This is a genomic window from Rhodococcus sp. 1168 (assembly GCF_002091955.1).
In the GTDB taxonomy this organism is placed as follows: domain Bacteria; phylum Actinomycetota; class Actinomycetes; order Mycobacteriales; family Mycobacteriaceae; genus Rhodococcoides.
In genome coordinates this window covers 110,552-127,384 of record NZ_MKKY01000059.1, presented here as the reverse complement: position 1 = coordinate 127,384, position 16,833 = coordinate 110,552, and the positions used below count along the sequence as shown (strand labels likewise).

13 protein-coding genes are annotated in these 16,833 nt (G+C 61.5%); 11 read left to right on the top strand and 2 right to left on the bottom strand.

Annotated features, from left to right (window positions below; all coding sequences use genetic code 11):
* Positions 1-12: 12 nt before the first annotated feature.
* Entirely contained in the window at positions 13-1,314 is a 1,302-nt protein-coding gene (locus tag BJI47_RS11730) for an esterase family protein (protein WP_088943879.1), read from the bottom strand.
* 196 nt (positions 1,315-1,510) lie between these two features.
* Between BJI47_RS11730 and BJI47_RS11725 the strand changes: the two genes are divergently transcribed.
* The 4 genes from BJI47_RS11725 to gndA all read left to right on the top strand — a co-directional run bounded on the left by BJI47_RS11725 (position 1,511) and on the right by gndA (position 6,454).
* Entirely contained in the window at positions 1,511-1,927 is a 417-nt protein-coding gene (locus tag BJI47_RS11725; protein ID WP_084345364.1) for a BlaI/MecI/CopY family transcriptional regulator, read from the top strand.
* Positions 1,928-1,952: 25 nt separating this feature from the next.
* Positions 1,953-2,915, top strand: coding sequence for a M56 family metallopeptidase (locus tag BJI47_RS11720; RefSeq protein WP_088943878.1), 963 nt, complete (start codon positions 1,953-1,955; stop codon positions 2,913-2,915).
* Positions 2,916-3,295: 380 nt separating this feature from the next.
* Positions 3,296-4,825 carry a DEAD/DEAH box helicase gene (locus BJI47_RS11715; RefSeq protein ID WP_088943916.1) on the top strand — a complete coding sequence of 510 codons (1,530 nt, stop codon included), beginning with the start codon at positions 3,296-3,298 and terminating at the stop codon, positions 4,823-4,825.
* 177 nt (positions 4,826-5,002) lie between these two features.
* Positions 5,003-6,454 carry an NADP-dependent phosphogluconate dehydrogenase gene (gene gndA, locus BJI47_RS11710; protein ID WP_088943915.1) on the top strand — a complete coding sequence of 484 codons (1,452 nt, stop codon included), beginning with the start codon at positions 5,003-5,005 and terminating at the stop codon, positions 6,452-6,454.
* A 93-nt stretch (positions 6,455-6,547) separates the two neighbouring features.
* Here the strand turns inward: gndA and BJI47_RS11705 are convergent, their stop codons facing one another.
* Positions 6,548-7,048 carry a DUF4262 domain-containing protein gene (locus tag BJI47_RS11705; protein ID WP_254900544.1) on the bottom strand — a complete coding sequence of 167 codons (501 nt, stop codon included), beginning with the start codon at positions 7,046-7,048 and terminating at the stop codon, positions 6,548-6,550.
* A 138-nt stretch (positions 7,049-7,186) separates the two neighbouring features.
* Here BJI47_RS11705 and BJI47_RS11700 point away from each other — a divergent pair, with 138 nt between their 5' ends.
* The 7 genes from BJI47_RS11700 to BJI47_RS11665 all read left to right on the top strand — a co-directional run bounded on the left by BJI47_RS11700 (position 7,187) and on the right by BJI47_RS11665 (position 16,831).
* Positions 7,187-8,482 (top strand): DEAD/DEAH box helicase, encoded by a 1,296-nt coding sequence (locus BJI47_RS11700; protein WP_088943876.1) that lies wholly within the window; start codon positions 7,187-7,189, stop codon positions 8,480-8,482.
* On the top strand, positions 8,479-9,345 hold the full coding sequence (locus BJI47_RS11695) for a DMT family transporter (protein ID WP_088943875.1): 867 nt from the start codon (positions 8,479-8,481) through the stop codon (positions 9,343-9,345). Before BJI47_RS11700 ends, BJI47_RS11695 begins: the two co-directional genes overlap by 4 nt.
* Positions 9,346-9,363: 18 nt before the next feature.
* Positions 9,364-10,800 (top strand): GuaB1 family IMP dehydrogenase-related protein, encoded by a 1,437-nt coding sequence (locus tag BJI47_RS11690; protein WP_088943874.1) that lies wholly within the window; start codon positions 9,364-9,366, stop codon positions 10,798-10,800.
* A gap of 346 nt (positions 10,801-11,146) precedes the next feature.
* Positions 11,147-12,529, top strand: coding sequence for a hemolysin family protein (locus tag BJI47_RS11680; RefSeq protein ID WP_088943872.1), 1,383 nt, complete (start codon positions 11,147-11,149; stop codon positions 12,527-12,529).
* A complete protein-coding gene (locus BJI47_RS11675) occupies positions 12,522-13,643 on the top strand; it encodes a hemolysin family protein (RefSeq protein ID WP_088943871.1) in 1,122 nt (373 codons plus the stop codon). The genes BJI47_RS11680 and BJI47_RS11675 overlap by 8 nt, the downstream gene beginning before the upstream one ends.
* A 20-nt stretch (positions 13,644-13,663) precedes the next feature.
* The gene (locus tag BJI47_RS11670; protein ID WP_088943870.1) at positions 13,664-14,593 is read left to right on the top strand and encodes a 3-methyladenine DNA glycosylase; all 930 of its coding nucleotides are present in this window, start codon (positions 13,664-13,666) and stop codon (positions 14,591-14,593) included.
* 63 nt (positions 14,594-14,656) lie between these two features.
* Complete coding sequence (locus BJI47_RS11665) at positions 14,657-16,831, top strand: malate synthase G (RefSeq protein WP_088943869.1); 2,175 nt, start codon at positions 14,657-14,659, stop codon at positions 16,829-16,831.
* Positions 16,832-16,833: the final 2 nt, after the last annotated feature.

Genomic DNA, 16,833 nt, shown 5'->3' with positions numbered 1-16,833 from the left:
CGGAAATTTTGCTCACGAGATCAGTCCCACTCTCTGCATCAGCCACGGCAATTGCTCTTCGAGACCTTCGGACCAGACGGCGAAACTGTGGCCACCCGGCACTTCGGAGTAACGGACTTTCATTCCTGCTGCCTGAGCGGCTTCGTACACCGTCTTCTGTCCCGGTTTGTAGTCGTTGTCATTTGCTCCGACGACGAAGGCGCCACCAGAATCGGGAAACTGCCTCGTCCTCAGCAGATCCATCGGATTCACTGCTACGAATGCGGCCTCGTTCCCCCCGAACACTTCGTTCACTGTTCGGTTTCGATCGCCGAGCGTCGGCTCGAGCTGGCCCGACAGATCGAGAAATGTCGGATATACATCAGGAAAATTTGTTGCCATCTGAAGCGAGCACGTACCGCCGTACGACAATCCACCGATCGTCCAAGTGCGCGGGTTCGAATCGACTTGAAGTCCGGATGTGAACCAATTTGGTACGTCCTTGGCCAGGTACGTCGCAACGTTGCCGAGGGTCGAATCCACGCAGAGCGGATTGGCAAGGGCCGACCCAGTGGCGTCCGCTACCACGACCACCGGTGCAAGACCGTCGTGATCGCGCGCAAATGCGTCCATCGTTTCGATCAGCTTGCCCCCGTTCAGCCAATCTTCGGGTTCCCCCGGTTGGCCGGCCAGGAGCACCAGAACCGGCAGCAGTGGGCGCGGATCGACGAAATAGGCCGGCGGCAGGTACACCTGTGCATCTCGCGCACTGAATGCCGAGGCAGTTGCCGGGATGGCCACCGACGTCAGTTTGCCGGCAGTTGGCATGTCGGCCGGAGGACGCCAGGACTTGTCGAGTGGGTCGCCGGTGACCACGCCGACTTCTGGACCGGGAAGATCCGCGAGGGATACTCGATCGGCCGAATCCACCCCGAACACTGTGCCGACCGTGGGGTACGCCGAGAACACCAGGTTCACCTGCGTAGACGCCGCGAGAACGACCAGTACTGCAGCGAGAATCGATATCGCTCGACCCAGCAGTCCCGACGCCACCATCGTTCTGGGTACCACCAGTAGCAATGCGGCAGTTCCGACTGCGATCCATACGTAGATCTCGACCTCGATAGGATCCGGAAACGGTCGCCACACCTTCTCCACGATGAAATAGAGAGATAATCCGAAGACCGAGGCCACCGCGAGTGCGATCGGTACCGCGCGCAGGAGGTACCACCGGCGCCGCGACACCAGCAACCACAGGGCACCGAGAAGGCCGAGGACCGACACCACGATCGGCGTGGTGCCGCTGATCAGGGATAGAGAAAAGATCGAGTGCACTCCGCCCCCTCACGCGTCGAGGACTGGACTTCGAAGAAGTTCTGACATCACTGCAGGATAGGCATGTCGGGGTACTAAATTGGGACTGTCGATGAATTCGCCACGCAACAACTGCCGACCACGCCGCAATCGAGATCACAGAGTTACTACATAAAGTAGTACGCATTTGTGTCGGACTACCCGTAGACTCGGAGGAATGGCAGGTCTAGGCGAACTCGAACGTGCAGTAATGGATCATCTGTGGGATTCCACGGAACCACAGACTGTTCGACAGGTGCACGAAGCGCTCGCCGCACATCGTGAACTGGCGTACACAACGGTGATGACCGTGCTCCAGCGGCTTGCCAAGAAGCAGCTGGTAGTTCAGCAGCGCGATGATCGCGCACACCGCTATGCCCCACTTCATAGCCGCGACGAGTTGGTTGCGAGCCTGATGGTGGACGCCTTGGCGCAAGCACCCAAGTCCGGCGGAAGAGCAGCAGCATTGGTTCACTTCGTCGGCCAAGTGGGGGCAGACGAAGCAGCGGCCCTCCGAGAAGCGCTGGCGGCTCTGGAACTGGCACAATCGGATGTACATTCGACTTCACATGTCGGAGCGCCGCAATCCGATTGACCCCTGCCATCGGTTAGTGAGGACCATGAACTCCACCACTGCGTTGGTCTTCGCGGTACTCGCACTGCTTCTTGCCGGTCCCGTCCCTGCTGTGTTCAGTCGTGCAACATGGCCTTATCGCGCGCCGCGTGCAGCTCTCGTCCTTTGGCAAGCAATTGCCATCGCTGCGGTGCTCTCTGCGTTCAGCTCAGGGCTGGCCATCGGCGGTCTGCTGTTGGTTCCCGGTCCGGACGGCCGTCCAACTACAGCTCCGACGGACGAAATCGAAGCACTCGGCCTGCCGCTGTGGGTTCTGTACGTGGTCGTGCTGGCAATCACCTTGAGCATCGGCGCCAAACTGATGTTCTCCTTCGTTCAAGTATTCGTCCGAACACGGCGTCGGCGGGCTCGCCATCGCGTTTTGGTCGATCTGCTCGATCGCAGCAGTGACTCCGGTCGGCCGTTCCCAGGCGTGCGCGACGCGGACGTACGTGTTCTCGATGCCGTAGAACCGATCGCCTATTGCCTCCCCGGTCTCCGTCAACGCGTGGTGCTGAGCGAGGGCGTGTTGACCAATCTCAACAGGTCCGAGATCAAGGCGATCCTCAGTCACGAGCGATCGCATCTACGTTCTCGTCACGATCTCGTCCTCGAGGCGTTCACCGCAGTCAACGAGGCTTTCCCGCGCATAGTCCGAAGTCGATCCGCACTCGGAAGCGTGCAGTTGCTCGTCGAACTGCTGGCCGACGACTCTGCCGTCAAAGCAACCGGGCCGACACCGCTGGCCAGGGCACTCGTGACGTGTGCTGGATCGACTGCTCCGCGCGGTGCACTCGCGGCCGGCGGCCCGAGCACTCTGATCAGGGTGCGACGTCTGGGTGCGCCTCGCACCGATATCCGCGTCAGCGTCGCGGCGTACCTCGCTGCCGTGATCATTTTGGTTCTGCCGACGATTTTCGTCGCGATGCCGTGGCTCGACGAACTCGGTCGACTACTCGGCTCGAGTTAGCCCTGTCGTTCGGTCACGGGAGTAGGGCAGCTCACATATTTCGAGTCGATGAATCGAAGAGCAGTCGCGTACAGTAGTCCTAGGTCGCCATCGCGGCCTAGTAATTCGATAAGGCACAAACAGCCCCACTCTGCGCGAGGTTCAACTGCGCAAGGATGGCCAGGTGACAGTGCCCTGGCTCGTCTCTATGTGATCTAGCTGTTTATGTGCCCTTCTCCTGCGGGTCTTTCTCAGCTGTGGCTTCGTGGCGTGCCCGTAATCCGGAGAGGTTCAACTGCGTGACTCACGCTGTTTCGACTAGTACACCAACAACACCCACTGCAGACGAAGTACCGACCACGGTCGTTACCTTCGCTGAACTCGGACTTCCCGAGGCTGTAGTGGCCGCTTTGGCTCGCAACTCCATCACCGTGCCTTCGCCGATCCAGGCCAAAGCACTCCCCGACGCGATTGCCGGGAAGAATGTCCTCGGACGTGCGCAGACAGGTTCGGGTAAGACCCTGGCGTTCGGTCTTCCGATTCTCGCTCGCCTCGCACAGCACACGGACCGGCCCGCAGCCAAGCGTCCTCGCGCGCTGGTGCTGGTTCCGACCCGTGAGCTTGCTTTCCAGGTCGTGGACTCCCTGCTCCCCTACGCAAATGCGCAGGGTCTTCGGTTGCTTGCTGCGGTTGGCGGCACGCCGTTCAACAAGCAGGTCGAGCAGCTTCGCCGAGGAGTCGACGTTCTCGTTGCGACACCAGGGCGTCTTGCCGATCACCTTCGCCAGAGCACCTGCATTCTCGACTCCATCGAGATCACTGCCCTCGACGAAGCAGACCAAATGGCCGACATGGGATTCCTTCCCGAGGTACGTGCCGTTCTGGCGGACACTCCGGCCGATGGACAGCGAATGCTGTTCTCCGCCACCCTCGATCGTGAAGTCCAGTCACTCGTTCGTCAGTTCCTTCCCGATCACGTCGAGCACTCGACGCAGGACGGCAAGGCCAGTGTCAACACGATGGATCACTACATGCTGATGGTCGATCGCGGCCAGAAGGATGTCGTCCTCTCCGAGATCGGTGCCCGCGACGGCAGGACGATCATGTTCGCTCGGACCAAACTGGGGTGCGATGGCATCACCGACCGCCTTCGTGCTCTCGGCATCGCCGCAGAGTCGCTCCACGGTGGCAAGGCACAGAACCAGCGCACCCGCGTCCTCGAGCGTTTCAAGGCCGGGCGCACGCCTGTCTTGGTCGCAACGGACGTCGCGGCCCGTGGAATTCACGTCGACGGAATCGACTTGGTCGTTCACGTCGACCCGCCCGCTGATCACAAGGACTACCTTCACCGCGCGGGCCGTACTGCCCGTGCAGGCGAAAAGGGCACAGTCGTCGCGATCGTCCTGCCGAACCAGCGTCGACAGGTTCAGCGTCTGACCGGCATGGCTGGAGTCAAAGCGACTTCGGTCAACGTCGCACCGGGCTCGGCCGAGCTCAACAGCATTACCGGAGCGAAGAAGCCCACGGGCGACCCATTGCGCGCCGAAAGCAGTGCACCTAGAGACCGGCGCGACAGCCGCCCTCGCTCGGGCGGCTACCAGGGCGACCGCCCCCGTACCGGTGGTTACCAGGGCGACCGCCCCCGTACCGGTGGTTACCAAGGTGACCGCCCCCGTACCGGTGGTTACCAAGGTGACCGGTCGACTTCGGGTGGATACCAGGGCGATCGATCGAGTTCGGGTGGATACCAGGGCGACCGACCGCGCACCGGCGGCTACCAAGGTGACCGCCCCCGCACCGGCGGCTACCAGGGCGACCGTCCTCGCACTCAGTCGACATTCGTCCGCGAAGAGTCGAAGACAAGCGGCTTCCGTAGCCGCACCGATCGCCGCTCGTACGACGGCTTCGATGGGCCTGCGCGCGATCACTGATAGTTGATCGGTTCAGTTCATTCGACAGTGGAGGGCACTGCTTCGCAAGAAGCAGTGCCCTCCACTTTTGGTTGCTGCGCCGTTCGAGCTCTGTCCGGCAACAAATTTCGCTGACTCGATCGACGCGATACGCGTGCCTGGCTTTCGTTTGTGCGCTCGGCAAGGAAAGCTGTACTCATGACCTCAGCAGTGGACTCGTCAGAACTCGCCCAGATCGGTGTCACCGGCCTTGCAGTGATGGGCTCGAACATCGCCAGGAACTTCGCGCATCACGGACACACGGTTGCGCTTCACAATCGCAGCATTTCCAAAACGGATGCACTCCTCGAAGCGCACGGTAGCGAAGGCAAGTTCATTCGCACTGAAACTATCGAAGAATTCGTCGCCGCACTGCAGAAGCCTCGCCGAGTTTTGATCATGGTCAAAGCCGGGGAGCCGACCGACGCTGTGATCGAAGAGCTCGCCGGTGCCATGGAGCAGGGCGACATCATCATCGACGGCGGAAATGCGCTCTACACAGACACGATCAGACGCGAAGCTTCACTGAAGGAGCGTGGACTGCTGTTCGTCGGCGCAGGAATCTCCGGTGGTGAAGAAGGCGCACTCAACGGCCCGTCGATCATGCCCGGCGGTCCAGTCGAGTCCTACAAGGCACTCGGCCCTCTCCTCGAATCAATTGCGGCACAGGTCGACGGCACACCGTGCTGCACACACATCGGCCCTGACGGCTCCGGCCACTTCGTCAAGATGGTGCACAACGGCATCGAGTACGCCGACATGCAGTTGATCGGCGAGGCGTACAACCTGTTCCGTGACGCGCTGGACTACTCACCCGCTCAGGTTGCGGACGTATTCACCGAGTGGAACAAGGGTGACCTCGAGAGCTACCTCGTCGAGATCACAGCGGAGGTCCTTCGACAGGTGGACGCGAAAACAGGCAAGCCGTTGGTCGACGTCATCGTCGACGCCGCCGAGCAGAAGGGCACCGGCCGCTGGACGGTCAAGGCCGCTCTCGACCTAGGTGTGCCGGTGACCGGCATCGCCGAAGCCGTGTTTGCACGCGCACTCTCCGGCTCGCGCACGCAGCGCGAGGCCGCTGTCGGGTTGGCGTCGGGCGGACTCGCAGACAAGCCGACTGATGCCGAGCAGTTCACTCACGACATCAGTCGGGCGTTGTACGCGTCAAAAATCGTTGCGTACGCGCAGGGTTTCGATCAGATCGCGGCTGGCAGCACCGAGTACGACTGGAACCTCCACCCGGGTGATCTCGCCACGATCTGGCGCGGAGGCTGCATCATCCGTGCGCGCTTCCTCAACCGAATCAAAGATGCGTACGAAGACAATTCCTCGCTTCCGAGCTTGATTCTCGCGCCGTACTTCCGTGACGCGATCGAAGACGCGATCGACAACTGGCGCCGCGTCGTCATCACCGCGGCGTCACTCGGCATTCCGGTGCCTGCCTTCGCCTCGTCGCTGGCGTACTACGACGCGCTTCGAGCCGAGCGGCTCCCTGCCGCCTTGACTCAGGGCCAGCGGGACTTCTTCGGCGCACACACCTACGAGCGCATCGATTCCGAGGGCAAATTCCACACGCTCTGGAGCGGCGATCGAAGCGAAGTTCAAGCCTGAGTCGAACCGAACACGGGCGTAGGGTGCGGTGGCAACCACCACATATCGATGGGTGCCACCGCACTGTCGCCCGGCATGATCCGAATGTCGGATTCAGTCGTAAAGACCCCAGCCCAACGGCGTTCCGAGGATGGGTTGCACGATCGTCGAGGACACGTCGCCTTCCCATGGCAAGTCCCCCTGGGAGTCACGCCACACGGCCTGCACCGCGCGGATCCGATCGGATGGGTACACCTCCGAAGCCATGAGGAGCCACTCATCGCAGTAGGTCACGTCGACGAAGTGAAAGTCGAAACCGGCTGCCGCGGACTCCATGCCGGGCTCGAACGCCCGACCGCCGAGGATCACCCGCCTGGCCAGCGTGTTCAATGCGGCGGCAGATTCCCCGGGTGATCGCCCCGTCACGATCAACTCGGGGTGTCCGAGGGCCGTCAAACCGACTGTGTAGCAGAATGCCGGTTCGATCACACCGGCGTTGTCTGGATCGAAGTTCGAATTCACCTCCGAATTGACATACTGCAAAGCCCAACCATGGCGGTCCACGAGGCCGTGCACCTTCCGCACGTAGCCCTCCATCGACTGCCCGTCACACATTGCACACATAGCTCCCCCAAGCTTGTCTGGATCCAACAGCGCAAAGGCAGGCCGGATCAACGGTCTCGAACGTATGTTCGCATCGAGAATGATTGCCTATGGCACCGACAGAAACTTCCCGGGCGGTACTGTTCCGCTATGCCCCGTTCCGAAACGTCGTTTGCCGATTTGGGACTCCGACCTGTCTTGATCCATGCTTTGAATCGGATCGGTATCGATATTCCGTTCGACATCCAGACCGCAGCGATCCCCGATGCCCTTGCCGGACAAGACATTCTCGGTCGCGCGCCGACCGGGTCCGGGAAGACCTTTGCATTCGGATTGCCGATGCTCCAGCGACTGTCGGGTGCGAGTAGCCGACCGAGAAGTCCCCGCGGGTTGATACTGGTTCCGACACGCGAGTTGGCCTTGCAAATCGAACGGGCGCTGGAGGAACCGGCACTCGCGTTGGGCGTCCGAGTGATGGGAATCGTCGGCGGGGTACCGATGAAGCGCCAGTCCGAACGCCTCATGCGCGGCGTCGACGTCGTTGTGGCGACCCCAGGACGTCTCGAGGATCTCATTCAGCACGCTGCTGTCTCTCTCGCCGACATCGCCATCACAGTGGTGGACGAAGCTGATCGGATGGCCGATCTCGGCTTTCTACCGCAGGTGCGAAAGCTTGTGGACCGCACCCCGAAAGGTGGACAGCGCATGCTGTTCTCAGCGACCCTCGATGGAGATGTCGACGACCTGGTGCAGCGGTACTTCGACTCCCCCGCCATTCACTCCGCCGAGCCACCCGCACTCGCTCAGGCGACAATGAAACACCTCTTCTTCCGCGTGGCCGACACCGACAAGAATTCGATCGCACTGCGGATCGCGTCGCGAACAGGGCGAACCATGATCTTTCTGCGCACCAAGCATGCGGCGGATCGATTCACCGCATCTCTGCGCGAAGTGGGCGTGTCTGCACTCGCGTTGCACGGTGACAAATCTCAGGCCAATCGAACCAGAACTCTCGCTGCATTTGCGGATGGTTCGGTTACGGTCTTGGTAGCCACCGATGTCGCGGCCCGCGGCCTGCACGTCGACGGAATCACACTGGTCGTGCACGTGGATCCGCCCGCTGATGCGAAGGACTACACGCATCGCGCCGGGCGTACAGCGCGGGCAGGAGAGACCGGCACCGTCGTCACGCTTGTCACCGATAGCCAGCAATCGCACGTCGCGGCGCTTGCCGCCGAGGCCGGGATCCTGGCCGAGTTCACCGACGTGACCGCGTCGAGTCCGGCACTGGCCGAGTCCACGGGTGCGCAGGCACCTCCGGGATCACCAGTCGTCGAGGTGATACCCACAGTCCGCCAGAGCGGGCCCGCACGCGAGGTGGATCGCCGAAGGCGCCCAGTGCCGCGGCGTACCAGGGACAAGCCAGGCCGATCGGGACGCCGATGAACGGACTACCGATGTTGTCGATCGTACTGGCGCTGATTGCAGCATTCCTGTTCGCTTGCGCATCGGTCGCTCAACAAAGTGCTGCCGCAGCGGTGCCCGAGAACCAATCGCTGATCACCACACTCCTTCGAAGCCCACGGTGGTGGGCCGGTCTCTGCGGAGACATCGGGGGTTACGGATTTCAAGTTGCCGCACTATGGGTCGGCTCGGTCCTCATCGTGCAACCCTTGATCGTCTCCATGCTGCTGTTTGCCTTGCCTCTGTCCGCAAAATTCGCCGGCTCCCGAATGACGCGTTCGACATGGGTGTGGGCGGTGGCGTTGGCAGCCGCGCTCGCCGTCTTCATCGTCGTCGGTGACCCAACGGAGGGAAACTCCGATGCACCGTTCTCCGAGTGGATGATTCCGTTGGCCATTGCCTCGGGCCTCGTGTTGGCCGCCACACTTGTTGGATTGTTGTCGACCAACCCGGGTCGGCGGGCTCTGTTGCTCGGTGCGGCCGGAGGAGTGCTCTTCGGGATGGCCGTCGCGTTGACGAAGTACGTCACCGATCTTCTGGGAACCGGTCTTGTCGAAGCCGTTACTGCCTGGCAGACGTACGCACTCGTCGGGTGCGGAATCCTCGGCTTCTACCTCCAGCAGCGCGCTTTCCAGTCCGGACCGTTGTCTGCTTCACTTCCGGCCATCACCATCGGGGAACCGTTCGGAGCCGCATTTCTCGGAATCACCGTCCTGGACGAACGCATTCGCGACGACGCGTTCTCTTTGGCGGTCATTGCGATCTGCGTGACCGTGATGGTCGTTGCAACAGTTGCCCTCTCACGAGCGCAGGCAAATGTCGCCGGACACCCTGTTACGCGATGACGCGTACGCTGACCCAACGTGCAGTTCCTCGATGGCCAACATCCGCCCCATGACCTGACGTACGACGATGTTTTCCTCGTCCCGAACCGAACCGATGTCACTTCTCGGTTCGATGTCGATCTCTCAACTGTCGACGGATCGGGCACAACCATCCCCATCGTCGTCTCGAACATGACCGCGGTCTCGGGCCGCAGAATGGCCGAGACCGTTGCTCGTCGGGGTGGCATTGCCGTTCTTCCTCAAGATCTACCGACCGCAGCCGTGGCCGAGACCGTCGCGTTCGTCAAGAGCCGGGATCTGATCGCAGACACTCCGGTCGTACTCGGTCCGGATGCGTCGGTGTCGGACGCACTCGCGCTGATGCACAAGAGGGCACACGGCGCGGTAGTCGTCGTGGAAGGCGGCCGACCCGTCAGTGTCGTCACCGAATCGACCTGTACGGATGTCGACCGGTTCGCCAGACTGCAGTCGGTCGCCACGACCGACTTCGTCACGGTGCCATCCGATGCCTCCCCTCGGGTGATCTTCGATGCGTTGGATGCCGCCCATGAGGGACTTGCCGTGCTGATCGGACCGGATGGAGCGCTAGCCGGAGTGTTGACGCGCACCGGAGCAATCCGCACCGGCATTTATGCGCCCGCTGTCGACGGATCGGGGCGACTTCGTGTCGCGGCGGCTGTCGGTATCAACGGCGACGTCGCGGCGAAAGCTCGGGCGCTCGTCGAGGCCGGTGCTGACCTACTCGTGATCGACACCGCTCACGGTCACCAGAAGAAGATGCTCGACGCTTTGACTTCGGTCCGGTCTCTCGATCTCGGTGTTCCACTCGCGGCAGGAAATGTTGTTTCCGCTACAGCGACTCGAGATCTCGTGGCCGCCGGCGCGAATATCGTCAAGGTCGGCGTTGGGCCAGGAGCAATGTGCACGACACGGATGATGACCGGAGTCGGTCGACCACAATTTTCGGCCGTTGCCGAGTGTTCCGAGGCTGCCGCTCGAGTGGGTGCCTCGGTGTGGGCCGACGGCGGGGTGCGCCATCCCCGGGACGTCGCCCTCGCGTTGGCAGCGGGTGCGGCAAACGTGATGATCGGATCATGGTTCGCCGGTACTTACGAGTCACCGGGTGATCTTCGGATCGATTCAGCGGGCAACGCGTACAAGGAGAGCTTCGGAATGGCGTCCAAGCGCGCCGTTGCTGCACGAACGGTTGCCGACAGTGCGTTCGATCGTGCAAGGAAGGCTCTGTTCGAAGAGGGAATCTCCAGTTCGCGAATGCGTTTGGATCCGGATCGCCCCGGTGTCGAGGATCTCATCGACTACATCTGTTCCGGAGTTCGCAGCACCTGCACCTATGCGGGTGCCCGCACCCTTCCCGAACTTCACGCGCGCGCTGTGCTCGGTGTGCAGTCGGCGGCCGGCTTCGCCGAAGGTCGCCCGCTTCCGTCGGGATGGTGACCTGTGACGGCGGTCGGTTCGGCCCACGATCGGACCTCGTGCCAGTCAGCCGGTAGAATGATGGCTCACGCTTACAACTCACTTCCGCCGATCGATTCGTCGCGGAACAACAGAAGGGAACCAGGTGCCTGAGGCACCCGTCATCACCAGCACCGAGACTGCTCCCCCCGAGTCCGGTGGCGAGGGCTCCACTTCGGAGGGCTCCTCTAGCGAGCCGGGAGACAAACCCGGCGATCCACCAACGTTCAAGCTAACTCCACACCGCGGCGGGGTGACATTCGGCCGCGGCGCAATCGCCTCCGGACAGGGTGCGATGCTCCTCTCGGAACTTCGGCGGCGGTAGCGGATGGACATCGTCGTCAGCCTCGCGGGCCTCATCGGGTTCGTGGCTCTTACCGCAGGTACCGCGTTGTTCGTGGCAGCCGAATTCTCTCTGACAGCTCTCGAGAAGAGCACAGTAGACTCGTCGGTGAGCACCGTCGGAGATGCGCGCTCACGTCAGGTCCAACGCGCCCACCGAACGCTGTCGTTCCAACTCTCCGGGGCCCAGCTCGGCATCACCATCACCACACTTATCACCGGCTATCTCGCCGAACCCGTCCTCGCCGGCTTCTTCGTTCCGGTTCTGACTGCACTGGGCGCATCCACCTCCGTCGCATCTGCTGTGTCGTTGGCCGCAGCGCTGATCATCGCGACGTCGTTTTCGATGATCTTCGGTGAACTGGTCCCGAAGAACATCGCAATCGCAATGCCGATGGGAACTGCTAGGGCGACAGCAGGCGCGATGTCCGGGTTCTCGATGATATTTCGCTGGGCGATCAACGGACTCAACGGCTCTGCCAACTGGCTGGTCCGCAGACTCGGACTCGAACCTGCAGAAGAATTGCGCTCGGCGAGGTCAGCGAGTGAACTGGGATCGCTCGTGCGCACATCTGCGCGGCAAGGATCACTGGATGAGGGCACCGCCAGACTTGTCGGCCGATCACTGAAGTTCGGCGAGCGATCCGCAGAAGAATTGATGACGCCCCGGGTCAAAGTCGAGTCGCTGTCGGTGTCCGACTCGGTATCCGACCTTATCGAAACGGCAGCTAGAACTGGCTTTTCGCGTTTCCCGGTAGTCGACGGAGACCTCGATGACACCGTTGGTGTCGTACACATCAAACACGCTTTCACCGTTCCGATAGGCAAACGTTCCGCGACTCGCCTGGACTCTCTCGCGCAGGATGTGCCGGTCGTGCCGTCGAGTCTCGACGGTGATTCGGTGATGGAGCGCGTTCGCTCCGATGGCATGCAAGTTGCCCTCGTAGTCGATGAATACGGTGGTACAGCAGGCTTGGTGACCATGGAAGACCTGATCGAGGAGATCATCGGCGACGTCAGGGACGAACACGACGAGCCCGAGATCGACGTCCAGCGGTTCGGGGACAGTTGGCTGTGCTCGGGTCTACTCCGAATCGACGAAGTGGCAGCCGCGACCGGATACCGGGCGCCGGAAGGCGAGTACGACACCATCGGCGGACTCGTGTTGACCGAACTGGGACGTATTCCTGTCGAAGGTGACCGCGTGATCCTGCCTGATCCACCTGAGGAAGACCCTGCCGATACGCATGGTGGATGGGCAGGTCGAGTCACCAGAATGGATGGCAGGCGGATCGATCGAGTGATGTTGCAACCGGTCGGACCCGACGTGATAGAGCAGATCCGATCGGAGGACAGAGCTCGTGGGTGATTACCTCTCCGTACTTCTCGCCGTCCTCCTTCTCGGAGGCAATGCGTTTTTCGTGGGAGCCGAGTTCTCACTGATTTCGGCGCGCCGTGACCGACTCGAATCCTTGCTGGCGCAAGGAAAAAAGAATGCAAAATCGGTAATCGAGGCCAGTCAGAATTTGTCCCTCATGCTCGCTGCGGCACAGCTGGGAATCACGATCTGTTCCATCCTCCTCGGCCGCGTCGGCGAGCCGGCGGTGGCACATCTGGTCGAGAAGCCACTCGATCTGGTCGGAATTCCGGAAAGCCTGCTGCACCCGATTGCCTTCACCATTGCACTGGCGCTGGTCGTGGTGTTGCACATCCTCATCGGCGAGATGGTCCCGAAGAACATCGCCATCGCAGGCCCAGAGAAGACGGCAATGTTGCTCGTTCCGATCCACCTGATGTTCATCAAACTCGCCAAACCGCTGATCGCGTTTTACAACATGTGTGCCAACCTCACCTTGCGTGCACTGCGCATCGAGCCCAAAGACGAATTGGATTCGTCGGTGTCCGCCGTCGAGCTTTCGCAGATGATCGGCGAGTCACGATCGGAAGGTCTCATCGACGAAGAGGAGCACCGACGCCTCACCCAGGCGCTGGACATCTCCGGGCGCACGGTGGCGGAGGTGCTCATTCCATCCGCCAAGGTCCGCAGCGTTCGACTCTCCGGCCTCGAACCCGGCTCCGGTCCTACGCTCGGGTCCGTCGAGGAGGCAGTGATCGCCACCGGCTTCTCGCGATACCCGGTGCAAGCCGAGGACGGATCGATGGTCGGATATCTCCATCTGAAGGATGTTCTGAGCTATATGCTCGACGACGCTGCTGGTCCGGAAACGGTCATTCCGCGTTCCGAGGTTCGAAGACTTCCGGTGGTCACTTCCGAGACGATGCTGGACGACGCGTTGACTCGACTTCGGCGAGCCAGCAGCCACCTGGGCTCGGTGAGCGACTCTTCGGGCACGACGATCGGGATCGTGGCACTGGAAGATTTGGTCGAGGAGTTCGTCGGAACCGTCCGTGACGGCACCCACCGCATTGCAGGGCCTTCACCGGGCCAGTCCTCACCGGCACGTTCCGGTGGCGAGAACTGAAAAATGACGAGCGCCGACCGATGATGCGGACCTCAGCGACCGAGATAGCGACGACGTTGACCGAGCCGGACTGGACCGCCAGACGTGCGGACCACTCGGCTCGGGTCGACCGTTTGATCGGCACATATCTGCACGATCGGGCACAGGGCAATACACATCCGGTACTCGACTTCTTGTTCACCTACTACAGCTACAAACCCGGCCACCTGAAGCGTTGGAACCCTGGGTTCGACGTCGAACTGACCGGCGAAGCCGCTCAGGACTACGCGGCGTTCGCGTCCTACGAACCCGTCGACGGACCGGACTCCGGCTATCGGGTACGCCGCTCTCTGATCGAGCAGCGGCGTTCGGCCATCGTGTTCACCCGGGACCTTCTCGAGGCGACAATGGCGCGCCAACCCAATCTGGGGTGTTTCGGGCTCCACGAGTGGGCGATGGTCTATCGGGGCGGACAGCCTGCCTTGCGACACGGGTCGGTGCCCCTTCGGCTCGGCCACGATGGCACCGATGCGGTGGTCGAGTCCATGAATATTCGCTGCACGCATTACGACGCGTTCAGGTTCTTCACCCCCGACGCAGCCCCCAAGAATTTTCTCGACCTGTCCCCGACAAGCAGGACCGAACGAGAGCAACCTGGTTGTGTGCACGCGAGCATGGATCTGTACAAGTGGAGCTACAAACTTTCACCGTTGATCGACTCGAAGCTTGTACTCGACTGTTTCGAACTTGCGCTCGATGCTCGAACGATCGATATGCGTGCGAGTCCGTACGACCTCTCCGCCTACAACCTCTCGCCTATCGCGATCGAAACACCGTCCGGTCGGGCAGAGTATGTGCGCGCGCAAACCGACCTGTCGGCCAGGGCTGCCCCTCTCCGTTCGGAGCTTGCGATGCGATGCCAGAATCTACTGGTGAGCGGCGGGTACGGTGTCCGACTTACTGCCGAGTAACATTGATGCCGATGTCGTTTTACCGCCCTTCTGGGCGCCCAGACCGGAAAGAGTGAGGAATTCATGACTGAGCGAGTTCGTGTCGGTGGTCTTCAAGTCGCCAAGGTGCTGTACGACTTCGTACAGAACGAGGCACTTCCAGGTACAGGTGTGCAATCGGAGGCTTTCTGGTCCGGTGCCGAGGCGGTAATAACCGATCTCTCCCCCAAGAACAAGGCGCTCTTGGCCGTTCGTGAAGAGATTCAGGGCAAGGTCGACGCCTGGCACGGTGAGCATGCCGGAAACGACTACGACCGTGCGGCCTACAAGTCATTCTTGAAGGAAATCGGTTACCTCGTCGACGAACCCGCCGACTTCGACGTCGCCACCACGGGCGTCGACACGGAAATCACGTCGACGGCCGGACCGCAGCTCGTCGTTCCCGTTCTCAACGCGCGTTTCGCGATCAACGCATCGAATGCCCGTTGGGGCTCTTTGTACGACGCATTGTACGGCACAGACGCCATCCCCGAAACGGACGGCGCCGAAAAGGGCACCTCCTACAACAAGGTGCGCGGTGACAAGGTTATCGCCTTTGCTCGCGATTTCCTCGACGAGGCAGCTCCCTTGGCGTCCGGGTCACACGTCGGATCGACCGGATACGTCATCGACGCGGTTTCGCTGACGGTCACCCTTGCAGACGGAACCACCACCGGCCTCAAAGATGCGGCGCAGCTGCTCGGATACCAGGGGACGCCGGATGCACCCACAGCAATTCTGTTCGTGCACAACGGCTTGCACTTCGAAATTCAGATCGATTCGAACAGCCCGATCGGTGCCACCGACGCGGCGGGTGTGAAGGATGTGCTGCTCGAATCGGCAGTAACGACCATCATGGACTTCGAGGACTCGGTCGCGGCCGTGGACGCCGACGACAAGGTTCTCGGCTACCGCAACTGGCTCGGATTGATGAGAGGCGATCTCGCCGAGAATGTTTCCAAGGGCGGGAAGACGTTCACTCGCGTTCTGAACCCTGATCGCACGTACACCGGAGTCGACGGCTCACCGGTCACCCTGCACGGGCGCTCACTGTTGTTCGTCCGCAACGTCGGACACTTGATGACCTCGGATGCCATTCTCGACGCCGATGGCAACGAAGTACCCGAGGGCATCCTCGACGCGCTGTTCACCTCGCTCACCGGAATGCACTCGTTGACCGCAGACAACCTTCTCTCCAACAGCCGAACCGGTTCGCTGTACATCGTCAAGCCGAAGATGCACGGACCCGATGAGGTTGCGTTCACAGCAGAACTCTTCGGGCGCGTCGAGCAGGTGCTCGGGTTGCCGGAGAACACGCTCAAGGTGGGCATCATGGACGAGGAGCGTCGTACCACGGTCAACTTGAAGGCTTCGATCCTGGCAGCCAAGGAGCGGGTGGTCTTTATCAACACAGGCTTCCTCGACCGCACCGGCGACGAGATCCATACCTCGATGGAGGCCGGCGCAATGGTCCCCAAGGGCGAGATGAAGGCTCAGAAGTGGATCTCGGCGTACGAGGACTTCAACGTCGATACCGGCCTCGCGGCAGGAATGAAGGGTAAGGCGCAGATCGGGAAGGGCATGTGGGCGATGCCCGATCTCATGCACGACATGCTCGAGCAGAAGATCAACCACCCGAAGGCCGGCGCCAACACCGCATGGGTTCCTTCTCCCACCGCAGCCACTTTGCACGCTTTGCACTACCACAAGGTCGACGTCTTCGCCCGCCAGCTGGAGTTGGCACAGGCCAAGCGCGCGACCGTCGACGAGATCCTCGAGATTCCGCTTGCCCCCGCTACAGACTGGAGCGAAGAGCAGAAGCAGAAGGAAATCGACAACAGTGCACAGTCGATTCTCGGCTACGTCGTACGGTGGATCGATCACGGTGTCGGTTGCTCCAAGGTGCCCGACATCAACGACATTGCTTTGATGGAAGATCGGGCGACGCTGAGGATTTCGAGCCAGTTCATCGCGAACTGGCTGCGCCACGGCATCGTTACCGAGGATCAGGTCCGTGCGAGCCTCGAACGCATGGCCCCCATCGTCGATCGCCAGAATGCGTCCGACCCTACGTACAAGAACTTGGCTCCGGACTTCGATACCAACATCGCGTTCCAGGCCGCCAGCGAGCTGATCTTCGAAGGGGCCAAGCAGCCGAGCGGATACACCGAGCCGATTCTGCATCGACGCAGACGCGAGTACAAGGCCGCGGGCAACTGACG

Coding starts and splice junctions, on each gene's coding strand:
- BJI47_RS11695 (WP_088943875.1), top strand. CDS start 8,479: ATGAACGGACTACCGATGTTGTCGATCGTACTGGCGCTGATTGCAGCA.
- BJI47_RS11705 (WP_254900544.1), bottom strand. CDS start 7,048: ATGTGTGACGGGCAGTCGATGGAGGGCTACGTGCGGAAGGTGCACGGC.
- BJI47_RS11700 (WP_088943876.1), top strand. CDS start 7,187: ATGCCCCGTTCCGAAACGTCGTTTGCCGATTTGGGACTCCGACCTGTC.
- BJI47_RS11665 (WP_088943869.1), top strand. CDS start 14,657: ATGACTGAGCGAGTTCGTGTCGGTGGTCTTCAAGTCGCCAAGGTGCTG.
- BJI47_RS11720 (WP_088943878.1), top strand. CDS start 1,953: ATGAACTCCACCACTGCGTTGGTCTTCGCGGTACTCGCACTGCTTCTT.
- BJI47_RS11670 (WP_088943870.1), top strand. CDS start 13,664: ATGATGCGGACCTCAGCGACCGAGATAGCGACGACGTTGACCGAGCCG.
- BJI47_RS11680 (WP_088943872.1), top strand. CDS start 11,147: ATGGACATCGTCGTCAGCCTCGCGGGCCTCATCGGGTTCGTGGCTCTT.
- BJI47_RS11725 (WP_084345364.1), top strand. CDS start 1,511: ATGGCAGGTCTAGGCGAACTCGAACGTGCAGTAATGGATCATCTGTGG.
- gndA (WP_088943915.1), top strand. CDS start 5,003: ATGACCTCAGCAGTGGACTCGTCAGAACTCGCCCAGATCGGTGTCACC.